This window comes from Nocardia sp. NPDC055050 (genome assembly GCF_053608345.1).
In genome coordinates, this window is record NZ_JBSGVG010000013.1 from 6,833 (window position 1) to 20,428 (window position 13,596).

Consider the following 13,596-nt stretch of genomic DNA (forward strand, 5'->3'; position numbering starts at 1 on the left):
CCTCCGCATCGAGGGTCGGGCGAGCTCGCCGTCGGCCAGGTGGAATGCAAGATCGTTGTAGGGTCTTGCCGGATCGGGGCGTCAGCCCATCGACACGCATCCCTGCAGGGTCTGGAAGTCACCTGCGAATCCGGGCCCGCCCGCACAGGTGGGTGTCGAGGTCCCGGTGACAGTCACCGTGGCTCCGGGTCCGGCAATGCCGATGGACAGTCCTGGCCGCACGCCGGTGACAACCGCCAGTGCACCCGGCCCCACCGCGATCGCGGCCGGTCCGGACAGATACTGCGATGCCGAGGCGGCCTCGCCGCCGTTCGCCGCGATCGCGAGCGACAGGCTGGTGGGGGCGGCGTCGGCGTCGGCGTTGCCGTCGAGTCCGTATGCCGCGGCCGCCCCCATGGCCTCGCTTTCCGCGGCGCAGGACGCACCCTCCTCGCCCGCCTGGGCCGTGGTAGCGCCGGGGGCCGGACAGGCCGCGACCGGCGCGGCATTCGCTGTCGGGCCGCCGACCAGAGCCGACAGTGAAACCGCACCCGCACCTACCAATAGGGCCGCGGCGCGCCTAGCAGTGAAGCTGAACATCGGGGTCACCCTCGCTCTCGATCGTGTCGCTCGTACCCGGCAACCCGCGAGGCTGCCCGGTCGAGCTGAAATCTGAGTTGGACAACCTTCAGCTTACGCACCTAATGATGCAAATTCGATGCACTCGGCTACTTTTACGTTCGCAGGACGGGCGAGACCGTTGAGCAGGCTGCGGCAGCGTGGAGGTGCCCGTACAGGTGGGCTCCGAGATCGGCCGGGCGGCCACGCCGCCGCTGAACACGACGAGCGAGCGAGGGCTCAGCCGTTCTTGAAGGGGTTGAGGGTCTTTCCGGCGAGGTAGCCCAGTCGGATGGGCAGGGGCTTCATGGCGACGGCGGAAATCTTGTTGACGATGCCCGGGATGCACACGGGTTTGCCTTTCATCACCGCGGCCCAGCCTTCGGTGACGACAGCTTCGGGCTGCTGCCAGAGGATTCGGGGTAGCTGGTCGGCTGCGTCGCGAGTGCCCATGACGTCGTGGAATTCGGTGCGGGTGAAGCCGGGGCACAGCGCGGTGACATGGATGCCGTGGGGCTTGAGTTCCATGTCGAGGGCTTGCGAAGTGTTGAGGACATAGGACTTGATGCCGGTGTAGAGCAGGCCGGCGCCGGGCGGGGCGAACGCCGCGACCGAGGACAGGTTGATGATCCGGCCCCAGCGGCGCTCCTTCATGCCGGGGATGACCAGGTGAGCGAGTTCGGTCGGGGCGGTCACCATCAGCTGGATCTCCGCGGCCAGGGCGTCCCATGGGGTGTCGGCGAACGCGGTCTTGCCCGACAGACCCGCGTTGTTGATCAGGACGTCGACGTCCAAGCCCTGCTGGGCGGCGTAGTCGAGGATCGCGGCGGGTGCGGCGGGGTCGGTGAGATCGACGGCGAACACCTCGCAGCGCACCGCGTGACGTTCGGTCAGCTGCGTGGCGAGCTCCTGTAGCCGGTCGGCGCGGCGGGCGACGAGCAGCAGCTGGTAGCCGCTGGCGGCCAGGTGGTGGGCAAACGCCGCGCCGATGCCGGCGGACGCGCCGGTGATCAGGGCGGTGCGGGGGGACGTGGTCATGGGTCCTTCGTTTCGGATGGGGGTGGGCGGTGTTCAGGCGGGTGGGCCGGGCAGCTCGCGAGGACCGGGTGTGAAGTCATGGCGGGCTTTGCCGATGTCGCCGCGGTAGGAGCCGACCGGACCGGTCAGCAGGAAGGGGCGGGGTACGCGCCGCTGAGCGTCGGTGAATCCCCAGGTGCCGATGCCCAGGTAGACGCCGGGCGCGGCACGCCGCACCTCGTCCACCATATGGAGCGACCCGCACGTCGAGGTGTAGGCGCGATAGATGAGCGTGTAGGCCGCAGCGCCGTCGTAGCGGGACGGCGCCAACAGTGTGCGCATCGGGTAGCGCTGCCGGACCCGGCCGAACTCGCTGAAAGTGTTGTAGCCGCGCCCGCTGTTCTCGTCGACGGGCTGGAATGCCTTGCACAGCCATGGACCGAGCGGGTTGGCCACGGCCACCTTTCCGGTCGCCACGGCGAACAGGTTCGGCTGCGCCAGCAGGGCGGCGGTGTATTCACCGTCGATCTCGCTGATCGTGGGGGCTTCGAGGGTGGTGAACAGGGCAAGCAGGCCGCTGGTGTTCAGGCGGCGCAGCTCCGCGGTCACGGCTTCGGTGCCCACAGGGAACTCCACTTCTCTCGACTTCTTGAATGGTCCTCAAGAAGGTAGCGCGTTCTTGAGGACCATTCAAGATAAAGTGATGGGGTGCCCAGGAATCGACGCCCGCAGGATCGCGAGGAGAAGCGCGCGGAGATCATCGCTGCCGCGCAGCGCCTGTTCATCGACGACGGCTACGAGTCGGCGCCCATGGGGCAGATCGCCAAGAGCGCAGGAGTCACCGTCAATACGGTCTACTGGTACTTCCGGGACAAGGACGAGCTGCTCATCGCCGTCCTGGATCGCCTCCTGGCCGAAGCGCTCGCGACCTATGCGTCGGTCGACGGCCTGCCGCTCAACGACCGGCTGCTGTGGGTGGTCGACCAGCTGGAACGGCTACACGGGCTCGTCAACACCGTGCACACCCGCGCCCCGGCCTCTCCCGCCATCGGCACCTGGCACGCCGGGTTCCACCAGCTGGCTGACGCCCTGTTCGCCGACGACCTCCGCAGGGCAGGCGCCGCCGAGGCCGACCTCGCCGCCATGACCGCCATCGGGACCTTCGTCATCGAAGGCCTCCTCACCCATCAGCGCGACGACGCGGGCAAGCGAGCCGTCATCGACCTGCTCGTCCACAGCCTCACCGCCGCCCCCAGCCGAACCGGGACAAGCTGACCCGCTGTCGTCGAGATCGGGTGTTACGAACGGATCTTGTGCCCCCCGACCTGCTCAACCTGGAGGCTGCCAAAATCTCCCAGGCTGCATATGCCCAGGACGAGGCTGTTGGAAGGTATCCATCACCAATCGGATCGCGGCAACGACGGCACCCGGACCGTGTTCAGGCCTGCTGTCGAAGTCTTCGTATCGCACTGCGGCCGACCCGTGGACGATCAGTTCTTCGGTGTCCGCCGGATAGAAGCCATAGCCCACTCCGTCGGTGAGTTCGGTGTACGGATGACGACTGGAGTAGGCCGTAGCGAGAACGCCCGGGTGGGGAGAGCGCACCAGACCGCTGGCCGCCGCACGGTTGATCAGTGCTTCCAGTGCCGATTCGATCTCGAAGTCGGGGGTGCGGAAACCGAGCAGGTCGGCCCAGTCCGGAAACGTCGACTGGCGTAGCTGCAACGCCGCCGGTGCGCCGACAACCCATGCTTGCGCCCACTCGTCGATCGCCGGATCGATGACGAATTCCCAACTCCGCGCATCGAATTCCTCGTGGGCTCGCCGCGCACGCCGGGAGTCCTCGGCGTAGTAGGCCTCTCGAAATGCCGCAGTCGAGCGGTCGACAATCGGGGAATTGCTGTGCAGCGCCCTGTCCCGATCGTCCCAGCGCCGCACAGGAGCGATGCGCGCCAACGAGAGTTCGTAACCGGACGGCTCCTGCTTCATACACGCACAGTACCGATGTTCAACTTCCGCGGAGGGGTGCAGCGAACGAGCACCAGGAGTCTCAACGGCAATTTATCGGCAATGGCATATTTCCGCGAGTGAGTGAGCTGGTCCGTCGATCCGATCAGGGGGACGTGCGCGCGTCCTTCGCGGCGCGGCGCGGGGCTTGACAGGGGCGCCGGACACGGCTTTGACTGACTTGGAAATGGGTTCCACCTCCTACGACAGTGCTCTGAGAGGTCGACTATGGGTAACACGCGGATAGCGAGCCCGGGGCATCGGCGCGGATCGTCCGCCCGCCGCGGAGTCATCTCGGTTCTGGCACTGATCGGTGCGTGCCTGCTCTCCTTGACGGCTACCCAGACCGTCTCAGGGCAACCCATGGCAAACACCTCCGACACCGGATTCGCGATCCCCTTCGCCGGTGCGCCCGCCTACGAACACGTCGCACCACCGCTGATGACGAGCCCGGAGCAGCTCAACCAGCCGCTCGGTCAGGCATTGGCCGACACGATCGCCGGTCAGGTGGGTCTCGACAGAGCCGACGCGCTGACCGAGCAGCAATATCGTGACCTCAGCACCGGCGGCGGCGTCGGCGGCAGCCGCGAGGCGGCCGAGGTGATCGTCGCCTGCGTCGAGATCCTCACCAATACGGTCGGCCGCCCTCTCTATTCCGAGGTCAACGGGCAGCGCACGCCCTCGGTGCTGGCCAGCTACGGACTGTACGTGAACCCCGGTGGGCTGTTGGAGAGCCCGGCCAACGTGGACGCGCCGACCAGGCAGGTGAACACCTTGCTCGCGCCCGGCGGTTACGTCGGAACGTGGTTGCGCGACAACGGCGCGTTGCGCACTCTGGTCGCGCTCTACCGGTCGGCCTACACGGTGCAAGCTGCCTACGGCTTCGCGGCACAACAGATTTCGGGCGCAGCGCAGCTGGTGACCAACACCAAGGGGGGCGTGAGCTCCGAGGTCGGCATGTCGATGGCCCCGCCGCTGTGGATTGTGAACTTCGCGCTGATCTACATCTTGAACCCGGCCCTGGCGGCCGAGATGCCGGCCTACTGGGCTCCCATACCCCCGCAGGTCGCCGACGCCATCACAGCGAGCCCGACCGGCCAGGTCCCTTTCGGCGACTATGCGGTCTACTTCGAGTGACGTGGTCAGCACCACGGTGTGCCGGCGATCGTGCGAGCGGAGCGTCAGTTGATGGTGCCGACGTAGCCGATGATGGTGTCGCGCGCTGTGTTCCATGCAGCCGACTCGGCGTCGGCGAATTCACCGTGTCCGGTACCGCGCAGGATTCGTAGGTCGGCGAAGCCGCCGGCGCGAGTGACAGCTTCGACGTAGCGGTGGCTTTGTAGCGGCGCCACAACTCGGTCGTTCTCGCCGTGTAATGCGGTGATACGAGTCTCGTTCGCCGGGAGGCGGTGAATGGGGGAGGCGTTGCGGTAGCGGTCGGGTACCTCCGCCGGCGTACCGCCGAGGAGCTTCGGGACGAACGAATCCTGGCTCTCGGTGACGGCCAGATCCAAGTCGAGTACCGCCGCCATGAGGGTGAGACTGCGGATGCGAATCGCGGGATGTCTCGGTGGTTCGGCCGATCGGTGTCCGGCGGTCCAGGCGGCGAGGTGGCCGCCGGCCGAGTGCCCGGCGAGGTGAACCCGCTGTAGGTCGAGCAGGTTACCGAGGCGTGGTGCGACGATGTGTGCCAGCGCGTCGACGGCGTCGTCGACATCGGTGAGTGTGACCGGCCATCCGCCGCCGCCGTTCACTCGGCGATACTCGATGTTCCACACGGCGACGCCGTCGCCTGCCAGCGCACGGGCATGGGCGTCGAGTTGCGCGAGGGTCCGGTTCTGCGCCCATCCGCCGCCGTGGATCAGCACCACCACGGGCAGTCGCGTGTTCGATGCCGGTGGCAGATAGAGGTCGCCGAATGTCTCCGGTGAGTTTCCGTAGTTGATGCGCATCGGGGATGGCGGAATCGCCGATGCTTCCACAGCGATCGTCTCGGCCGGTACCGACAGATCCGTGGCGCGATATCCCAGGGCGAGGATGACCACCGCGAGCACACCGAGACCGGCAATGCGACGCTTGCCTCCGTGTGCCATTGGTAGATCTCCTCTCGATATCTGCTCCGTATCGTTCCCGCTGTCGGTGAACGACGAGATGAGGCGGTTGGATCCAGCGGCGTTCCTCACCACCACCCGAGTATCGGTTGCAGCTCCCGTCCGAGTGGTCCGGCCAGGGATCGGGAGTAGCTCGCGGTCAGGTGGTGTTCGTCGTGATAGATCAGGATGTTGCCTTCGGCTACCGCGCAGAGCGTGGGTTCGCAGACTGCGTCCGTCAGGTCGATCGGGAAGACGCTGGGAAACGCCGAGGCCGGTTCCAGTCCTGGGTTGACCGGGTCGAGCGCGTCCTCGCGGCGCATGCCGCAGCTGGTTCGGTTCCCGCCGCCTGCCAAGCAATCGGTGGCCTTGTATCGGACGGTTCCGCGGCGCAGCCAGGGGGTGTCGCGGATGGCGACCACGTTGAGACCGCGGTCCGACAGTGCCGCCCAGACGTGGAGATAGTCGGCGGGCGTCTCGTCGCCGCCCTCGTCGCGGGGCCGGGTACCGGTGGTGAACACCCAGTCGGGGCGGTCGGCATCGAGGCGGTCGATCACTTCGGCCGACCAGTCCCGGCAGTCCGGGATGGGCTCGCCCTTGTAGGTGGCGTCGTCGGCGAGCGTGAGCGGGCAGCCCATCTTCAAGTACACCTGGATGCGGAACGAGTGTTCGGTGGCGAGCACCTGGAGCGCGGGCAGCCAGTGTTCGGCATGGGAGCTCCCGACCAGTGCCAGTGTTCGATCAGCATCCGGGTCGCCATAGGTACAGGTGACGACGTCGCGGGTGTCCCAGTCCGCGATACATCCGTCCGCCGTGGGCGGGGGGACTTCGGTGGGCGCGGCGAAGACGGTGGGTCGCATCGGCTCGTCGGGTGTCGCAGCGCCGGAGGCCAGCGCCTCCGCACCCGGGTACAGTGCCGGGTCGAGCTCCCCGGCCGCGACCGGTGGCTTGACCTGGACCACTGCGAACTGCCAACCGGCGGTGACGGTGATGGTCGCCGCCAGCAACACCGCGACCGCGGACGCGGCGAGGTGCCGCGATCGTGCGTCCCCGGCATCGTTGCTGTCGGCTGGTGAAGTGCGCTGCCGCAGTGGCTGTTCGATCCAGCGGTGTGTCATCCAGGCCAGCACAACAGACAGCCCGATCACCCCGGTGCCGCCCACGAGACCGGCGTGGGTGTTCCCGCGTTCGGTGAGGAAGAAGATCAGGATCGGCCAGTGCCACAGGTACATGGGATAGGCGATATCGCCGAGCCACCGCATGGCCGGATGCGCCAGTAGCCGGTTCGGCAACGGCCAGTCGGCGAACCGCAGCTGGGTCACCGAGAGGATCACCGCAGCCGTCGCGCAGACAGGGAGCAGGGCCGCGGGGCCGGGGAACCGGTTGGCGCCGTCGATGATGAGCCACCCGCACAGCACGACACCGAGAACACCGAACACCGACAGCGCGACGCGCACCTGCCGCCACAACATGAGCGTCGGCGCGACGACGGCGAGCCCGGCGCCGACCAGCAACTCCCACCCACGGGCGAAGCTGTCGTAGTAGTTCCACCCCTGGTTCGTGGCGACGCCGTAGGCCGCGTAGACGAACGAGGCCACCGACACCGCGACCACGACAGCGCCGATGGTCGCGCGAATCCGACCAGGTCGTGAGAGCCGCGCGCACAACCAGGCGACAGCCGCGACCGTCAGCAGTGCGGCCAGATAGAACTGCCCCTGCACCGACATCGACCACAGATGTTGCAGCGGACTGACCGAAGGATCGGCGGCCAGGTAGTCCGACCAGGTCAGGGCGAGCTGCCAGTTCTGGTAGTAGAACAGCGAGGACAGAACCTGCGCCGCCGCCGTCGACCATTGTGTATACGGCAGCAACACCACCGTCGCGACGACGACCGCCGCCAGCACGACCGTCATGGCCGGGACGAGCCGCCGCAGAGTGCGGCGCACGACCGACCAAGCCCAGAACGGCTCCGGCGACTCCGCTCGGCGCAGCAGCAAGCCCGTGAAGAAGAACCCCGAAAGCACCAGGAAGACGTCTACACCCCCGGAAACACGACCGAACCACACATGAAAGACGACGACCAACGCGATCGCGAGACCCCGCAACCCGTCCAGATCGAAGCGGTACTCCAACTCACGCTTGGTTCGCGTTGCCGTGCTGAGACGAGTCTGCTCGGTCGAATCGGCGTCAACATCGGTCACAGCCCCTGACACCGCCCCGCGGAGCTCACATCGGGTACAGGCGAGCCGGTTCTCCGGAGAACGGACGATGACGAGGACATGACAACTCTCCTACCACGGACGAAACCGCCAGGTCCATTCGCCGGCGCTCGCTTTGAGCCGGGGGCCATGCCATCGGGCGTCGATATTCGCGGCGATCGTGGTGGCGGTAGGTCGCCGAACGGATAGTGGTTCGGTAAACATGATCTGAATTCCACTCGGGCAGTTATGGTCTGGGTGCCGTCGTCATGAAGGGACGTCCATGGACACCACCGACCGAACGACACCCGATCAACACTCCTGGGTCCGCCGGAATCGGTGGATCGTCATCGCGAGCGCGGTCGGCGCGGTGATCGGGTTGACGTTGGCCGGCGGTGGCCTCCAGTACCTGAAACCGCTGTTCGGTATCGAGAGCGATTCGGTACGGTTGACCGAACCCGATGCCCTGCAGGGTCTTCCGCGCCTCGCCGGTCCCGAAATTCAGCGCGAGGCCGCGACTGTCAAGAGCACCTACGGTGCGGACGTCGACTCGGTGGTCGCCGCTTACGGCGCCTCCAGCGAGCAGCCCGAGCTGATGGTCCATGTGGTGGCCGCGTCTTTGAAGAACCCCGAGACCAACCTCGACCGGCTGTTGACCGACACGCTCGGCACCACGCCCCGAGACGTGACGAGGGTCGACGCGGGCCCGTTGGGCGGTATCGCCCAGTGCGCCACTGCCGAAACCGTTCAGGGCGCGACGGCCCTGTGCTCGTGGGTGGCCGACAACAGTTTCGGCAAGATCGTCTGGGTGGGCGCCTCACTAGCTGACGCGACGCGCGAATTCGCGCACATCCGGGGCCAGTTCGAGAGCTGATGTCCGGCCGAACTGCCAGTCGGCGCGCGAGTTCGGCCACAGCGTCATCTCCGCGCAGCGGTGGTCTACCGATCTTGTTGAGTCGACTCGGAACGTCGCTGGCTTCGTGCGACGGGTTACCGTCCAGCACTACGTTCGGCGGCGTGCCGTCGGCGTCGGTCAGAGCGATAGCTTTGGTTGTGCTTACGGTGATGATGAACGACCGAGCGACGAGGGTGCTCGGTGTTCGGGGCGGATTCGGCGGCCTGGACCCAGAGGAGGGCTTGGCGGCCGGTCTGCGGAAGAGGGTGGACGGTGGGATCGAATGCCGCGGCGAGGTGGTGTGCTGGGGTCCGGTTCCCGCGCACGCTGACAACGCGCCGGGGCAGGCCGTCGATCTGACCGGCTGGGAATGTACTCATACCAGCTTCCATCTCGAAGACTTTGTGCCCGTTGAGGCTACGTACGCCGAAGGGCCGATCGTCAGCGTCGACGCGCAGCGAACCCTGCTTCGGCAGGGGATCGCACTGGCGCGGGAGGTCGGGCGACTGGCTGGTGAACTAGACGCGTCGATTCCGCTGCGATGCATCATCGCGACCGACGAAACCAACGGTACGTTCCGGTTTCACAAGATCCGGCCCGATGAAAGCTGGCTGGCCGACGACCTCGACGGTTACAACGGTGAATGCGTAGTTGCTATCGACTTTCCCTCGACTCACCCTTGATCTGTGAGCCTCTGTGCGTGAACGGCAGCCCGTTCGGGTTGGCGACAAACGACACGGCTGTGTGTACCCAATCCCGGAACAAGCCAAAGACCAACGCACGGCGTCCAGTACCCGGGTCCGCCACCCGTTTGGGTCGCTCTCCAGCACGGTGGCGTAGGTAAGTCACCTGTGCGGACACCGACGCGCTCCCGATGGTCGACGCGATCCGTCTACGCCTGTCCGATTGGCGCTCTGGTCAGTACCCGGCTATCCGTTGACCGGGTACCTGACCACAACGACTCGGCTGATCGGAACGCCCGGCCGCGGGATACCGCGGCCGGGAGCGTCGGTAGATCAGGGCTGGCCGCTGACGGCGGCGGTGACGGCGTCGAGGAAGGGCTGGCCGCCCATGGCGTAGCCGCCGGCGATGGCGCCCAGGACCAGGCCGACGGGGCCGGTGATGATGCTGAGGAAGCCGAAGCCGAGGACCGTGCCGATGAGGCCGCCGAGGATGCCGCCCGCGACGACGCCGACCACGTTGCGGTTGATCTCGTTGGTCAGCTGGGACATGGGGCTGATGGCCTGCATCTCGCCGATTCCGGTGGCGCTCGCCTGCGGGGCGAGGACGAGGTGATGGCCGTTGTCGGAGATCGTTTGCGCTACCCGCATCTCCTTGCCGGAGATCTGGTAGGTGAGCGGGATACGGGTGACGACGGCGCCGGAGTCGGCGACGAGGGTGACCGCGGTGTTGTCGTCGGTGGTGGTGAACGTGCCACCGGCGACGGTGGTGGTCAGCACCCGGGAGAACTCGGTGAGGGTGGCCTCGTAGTGCACGGACTGGTCGACCCCGGCTGTGGTGACCTCAGGGCGCGGCGGTGCGACCGGCTGCGCGGCGGCGGTCCCCGCGGTGATCCAGACGGCGGCGCCGACCAGGAGCGTGGCAGCAGGGAAGTAACCGAGTTTCATCAGGGAATTCCTTTACGCATCACGAAAGTTTGCGCGGCAAAACGGCGTGCCGCTGCTCGGGGCACGAACCGTGTTGTCCGCCAGTGAGATCGGGCAGACAATAGCATCCTTTTCCGGCTGTCGGTGAACCGCGTCGAATTGGGCGGTGGACCAGTGTTTAGCATTGTTAAAAGACGCAGATTCACAATTCGACACGTTCGTGTGTGCCGTGTAAGAACTGTCAGGCGAGTGGGACGTCGGTCGGGGATGTCCAACGGATGAGTAGGACAACACAGATGGCACGTCGAAGAAACCTAGCCATGCTCGGCGTGTCCATAGGGGCGGTGTTTGCCCTGGCAGGTGCGTTCTACCTGGCGCTTTCGGTCGTGGTGGGGTTCGCAGCCGAGGAGCCCGACGGGCCTGAGAATGCCTCCGCTGAAAAAACTTTGCCGAGCGAGGTTTCGGCGACTCAACCGCTGGGAACTATTACCGATGTTTCTGGCAGCGTCGTGTCGACTTTGACCAAATCCGCGACGCGGATTCCCTGGGTGGAACTGCGTGCCGGCGATTGTGTGGATTTGAATGCGAGTCCGGACGATATTCGCCAGGTCTCGTGCGGCGACATCAACTCCCGCTACAAGGTGACGGAATTGGCGTCGGTGGGCGGGCACTGCCCGGGCGACGTCGACCGCGCCCAACCTCGGACACTGCCCGGCGGTGTGGACCAAACCCTCTGCCTGGACATCGACTGGACCGTCGGGGAGTGCCTCGACATGGCGGGGGACGCGGCGAGGCACGTGGACTGCGCCGCCGACATCCCCGGTCGGGTCCGCGTCCTCGAGATCCGGCATGACACCACGGATGTGAACGTCTGCACGATCGGCGACCGCGGTGTCGTCTACGACCAGCGCCGCTACGTGGTGTGCGTCAGCACCCGCTGACGCGCCGGGATCGTCAGTCAGCCGTGCCGATGGTCGCGGCGGTCGTCTCCGCACTCGATGTGGCCTCGATCCGACTGACCGGCTCCTGGCCATTCGCTGTGTGTGAGATCCTCGGTGTACCACCGTGACTGGTGTATTCGAGGAGGAACCATGACCAACGCAGTCGGCATCACTCCCGCTGGAATCGGACGTCGGGCAGGGGCCAGGTTCATCGACTGGATCATCGCCGGAATCGTCGGCGCCGTGCTGTTCTGGATCCTCGAGCGAGTCACCGACCTCCCCAGCTGGATCGCGATCCTGCCCGGCGCCGGATTCGGGTTCCTGTACTTCGTCGTCTTCGAAGTGGCGACCGGATCGACCCCGGGCAAGAAGCTGCTCGGTCTGCATGTGAACGGCGCGGGCGGAGCGGTCAAGCCCGATCTCGTCGAATCGGCCAAACGCAACGCCTACATGCTGCTGAACCTGATTCCCTGGCTGGGCGGGCTGCTGTGGTTCGTCGCGGCCATCGGCATCGCGGTGACGGTGAGTTCGAGCCCGAGCAAACAGGGCTGGCACGACAAGTTCGCGGGTGGCACCCAGGTGGTCAAGGGCTGATCCGGCCGTGGTGCGGTTGTGTTGCGTTCTTCGCGGCCCCCGGCGATAAGGAATCGGCGAACGCCGAAACTCCTGCGCCGGAAGAGGAACCGAACACACATGGCCGTACCGGTGGTCTTCACCAGCAACTGTTCCGACCAGTCCAACGACAACGGTTTCCAGTGGGAGTTCCGTTGCGAACGCTGCACCACCGTCCACCGGTCAGCGTTCCAGCAGAACTACCTGTCTCGGGGTCGCGGTGTGCTGCGCTCGATGCGTGATCTGCTCGGGGACCGAATCCCTCTCCTCCACAAAGTATCTTCGGCCGCGGACAGCTACTCCAACAGTTGGGGCGGCTCCGCGTCGAGCACCAAGGACGCTGCGTTCGCCAAGGCTGTCGACGAGGTAGCGCGCGAGTTCCGTCTGTGTGCGGGCTGTGGTTCGTGGACGTGTGCGCGGATCTGCTGGAACGACCATGTCGGACAGTGCACCAACTGCTCGCCGCAGGTGGGGCACCAGATCGCGCAAGCGCAGGCAGCCGCCCGCGGCGCGCAGATCCACCAGGCGGCTCAGCGTCAGGAGTGGGCGGGACAACACGACCTCGGTACTCCCGCGCGCGTCGCCTGCCCCACCTGCGCCGCGACCACCGACGGCGGCCGGTTCTGTCCATCCTGTGGCAGCGCACTCGACATCCGCATCGATTGCCAAGGTTGCGGTTCCCCTGTAGGTCCAGGCGCGCTGTTCTGCTCGAACTGCGGTCGCGCCAGATAGGCGCGGCGATCGGGGGCGCTCACGACATCGGCATGAGCGCCCTCGGTTATCGGGGCGGTGTCGTCATCGCTTCGCTGACCAGTGGTTTACCGTCCGGTCGGTTCTCCTCGCCGAGGCTGCGCACCAGCAGCGTCGCACCCGCGACGGCGCCGGGCATCAGCAGCACGGCCACGAACGGGATCAGGAAGACAAGGGCGAGCGGAACACCGAAGCCCCAGGCGAGCATGCGTCGTCCGCGCAAGACGGACAGTTGTTCGCGCAGTTCGACGCCGCGACGCTGCCATGCCACCGCGGTGAGTTCTTGCGCGAGGAAGAAGGCGGTCACGCCGATCCCGATCACCGGAACGACGGTTTGGCCGAGGACGGGGATGAACCCGAGAACGAACAACAGCACGGCCCAGACCAGCACTCTGATCAGCAGGCGAACACTGTCGCGGGTCGATATCCACAGATCCCGCCCGAACCCGTTGCCCGATTCCGGTGCGGTGCCGTCCGCCGACTCCGACCTGTCGACCTGCTCGGACAGTCGCTCGTAGAACGGCTGCCCGATCACCAAGGTGATCGCGGTGAACGCCACGACCGCGACCAGGGCCCCGAACCCGAACAACACCACGCCCAGCAACCCACGAAACAGCCCACGCCACGGCGAGTTCCAGTCGTCGGCGAACGGCGACATCCATGCGGTGAAGTCCCCGACACCGAACGCCGCTGCGGTGAACACCGCGATGTAGAGGATCAACGTGACCAGGCCGGGCAACAGCCCGAAGCCGAACCAGCGACCGTGGCTCGCGACCCACCGCTGCCCGCTCCACAAGTAACCGAACCCTGTCCCCAGTTCATGCATGGCCGTAGCCTATCCGCGATCGATCGACCCCTCTGCGGTGTTGTGGGCGTTGAGCT

The 13,596-nt window shown here is 66.4% G+C and carries 15 protein-coding genes; 7 read left to right on the forward strand and 8 right to left on the reverse strand.

Annotated elements, in window-relative coordinates; translation table 11 throughout:
- Window positions 1-81: 81 nt before the first annotated feature.
- The 3 genes from ACWGCN_RS15760 to ACWGCN_RS15770 form a co-directional block, all read right to left on the reverse strand.
- Window positions 82-579 (reverse strand): DUF6764 family protein, encoded by a 498-nt coding sequence (locus ACWGCN_RS15760; protein WP_378989601.1) that lies wholly within the window; start codon window positions 577-579, stop codon window positions 82-84.
- Window positions 580-837: 258 nt separating this feature from the next.
- Window positions 838-1,635: an SDR family NAD(P)-dependent oxidoreductase gene (locus tag ACWGCN_RS15765; RefSeq protein WP_452459424.1), complete on the reverse strand. Its 798-nt coding sequence runs from the start codon at window positions 1,633-1,635 to the stop codon at window positions 838-840.
- Window positions 1,636-1,668: 33 nt separating this feature from the next.
- A complete protein-coding gene (locus tag ACWGCN_RS15770) occupies window positions 1,669-2,238 on the reverse strand; it encodes a hypothetical protein (RefSeq protein WP_452459423.1) in 570 nt (189 codons plus the stop codon).
- Between the two features lie 84 nt (window positions 2,239-2,322).
- Here ACWGCN_RS15770 and ACWGCN_RS15775 point away from each other — a divergent pair, with 84 nt between their 5' ends.
- Window positions 2,323-2,889 carry a TetR/AcrR family transcriptional regulator gene (locus tag ACWGCN_RS15775; RefSeq protein WP_378989604.1) on the forward strand — a complete coding sequence of 189 codons (567 nt, stop codon included), beginning with the start codon at window positions 2,323-2,325 and terminating at the stop codon, window positions 2,887-2,889.
- A gap of 54 nt (window positions 2,890-2,943) precedes the next feature.
- On the opposite strand, the gene ACWGCN_RS15780 is transcribed toward ACWGCN_RS15775, so the two are convergent.
- On the reverse strand, window positions 2,944-3,603 hold the full coding sequence (locus ACWGCN_RS15780; protein WP_452448537.1) for a hypothetical protein: 660 nt from the start codon (window positions 3,601-3,603) through the stop codon (window positions 2,944-2,946).
- A 246-nt stretch (window positions 3,604-3,849) separates the two neighbouring features.
- Here ACWGCN_RS15780 and ACWGCN_RS15785 point away from each other — a divergent pair, with 246 nt between their 5' ends.
- The gene (locus tag ACWGCN_RS15785; protein ID WP_378989606.1) at window positions 3,850-4,758 is read left to right on the forward strand and encodes a hypothetical protein; all 909 of its coding nucleotides are present in this window, start codon (window positions 3,850-3,852) and stop codon (window positions 4,756-4,758) included.
- 44 nt (window positions 4,759-4,802) lie between these two features.
- Here ACWGCN_RS15785 and ACWGCN_RS15790 read toward each other — a convergent pair whose 3' ends face one another.
- On the reverse strand, window positions 4,803-5,714 hold the full coding sequence (locus tag ACWGCN_RS15790) for an alpha/beta hydrolase family protein (RefSeq protein ID WP_452459422.1): 912 nt from the start codon (window positions 5,712-5,714) through the stop codon (window positions 4,803-4,805).
- A gap of 86 nt (window positions 5,715-5,800) precedes the next feature.
- A complete protein-coding gene (locus ACWGCN_RS15795; protein WP_452529046.1) occupies window positions 5,801-7,843 on the reverse strand; it encodes an acyltransferase family protein in 2,043 nt (680 codons plus the stop codon).
- 349 nt (window positions 7,844-8,192) lie between these two features.
- Between ACWGCN_RS15795 and ACWGCN_RS15800 the strand changes: the two genes are divergently transcribed.
- Entirely contained in the window at window positions 8,193-8,783 is a 591-nt protein-coding gene (locus ACWGCN_RS15800) for a hypothetical protein (protein ID WP_449960625.1), read from the forward strand.
- A gap of 191 nt (window positions 8,784-8,974) precedes the next feature.
- Window positions 8,975-9,487: a hypothetical protein gene (locus tag ACWGCN_RS15805; protein WP_452459420.1), complete on the forward strand. Its 513-nt coding sequence runs from the start codon at window positions 8,975-8,977 to the stop codon at window positions 9,485-9,487.
- Between the two features lie 333 nt (window positions 9,488-9,820).
- Here the strand turns inward: ACWGCN_RS15805 and ACWGCN_RS15810 are convergent, their stop codons facing one another.
- Window positions 9,821-10,432, reverse strand: a complete 612-nt coding sequence (locus ACWGCN_RS15810; RefSeq protein WP_378989612.1) for a hypothetical protein — start codon at window positions 10,430-10,432, stop codon at window positions 9,821-9,823.
- 299 nt (window positions 10,433-10,731) lie between these two features.
- Between ACWGCN_RS15810 and ACWGCN_RS15815 the strand changes: the two genes are divergently transcribed.
- The 3 genes from ACWGCN_RS15815 to ACWGCN_RS15825 all read left to right on the forward strand — a co-directional run bounded on the left by ACWGCN_RS15815 (window position 10,732) and on the right by ACWGCN_RS15825 (window position 12,696).
- Entirely contained in the window at window positions 10,732-11,352 is a 621-nt protein-coding gene (locus ACWGCN_RS15815; RefSeq protein ID WP_449960630.1) for an LppU/SCO3897 family protein, read from the forward strand.
- Window positions 11,353-11,502: 150 nt separating this feature from the next.
- The gene (locus ACWGCN_RS15820) at window positions 11,503-11,946 is read left to right on the forward strand and encodes an RDD family protein (protein ID WP_452459419.1); all 444 of its coding nucleotides are present in this window, start codon (window positions 11,503-11,505) and stop codon (window positions 11,944-11,946) included.
- A gap of 99 nt (window positions 11,947-12,045) precedes the next feature.
- Window positions 12,046-12,696 (forward strand): zinc ribbon domain-containing protein, encoded by a 651-nt coding sequence (locus tag ACWGCN_RS15825; protein ID WP_379312808.1) that lies wholly within the window; start codon window positions 12,046-12,048, stop codon window positions 12,694-12,696.
- 46 nt (window positions 12,697-12,742) lie between these two features.
- Here the strand turns inward: ACWGCN_RS15825 and ACWGCN_RS15830 are convergent, their stop codons facing one another.
- On the reverse strand, window positions 12,743-13,540 hold the full coding sequence (locus ACWGCN_RS15830) for an EI24 domain-containing protein (RefSeq protein ID WP_452459418.1): 798 nt from the start codon (window positions 13,538-13,540) through the stop codon (window positions 12,743-12,745).
- Between the last annotated feature and the right edge of the window lie 56 nt (window positions 13,541-13,596).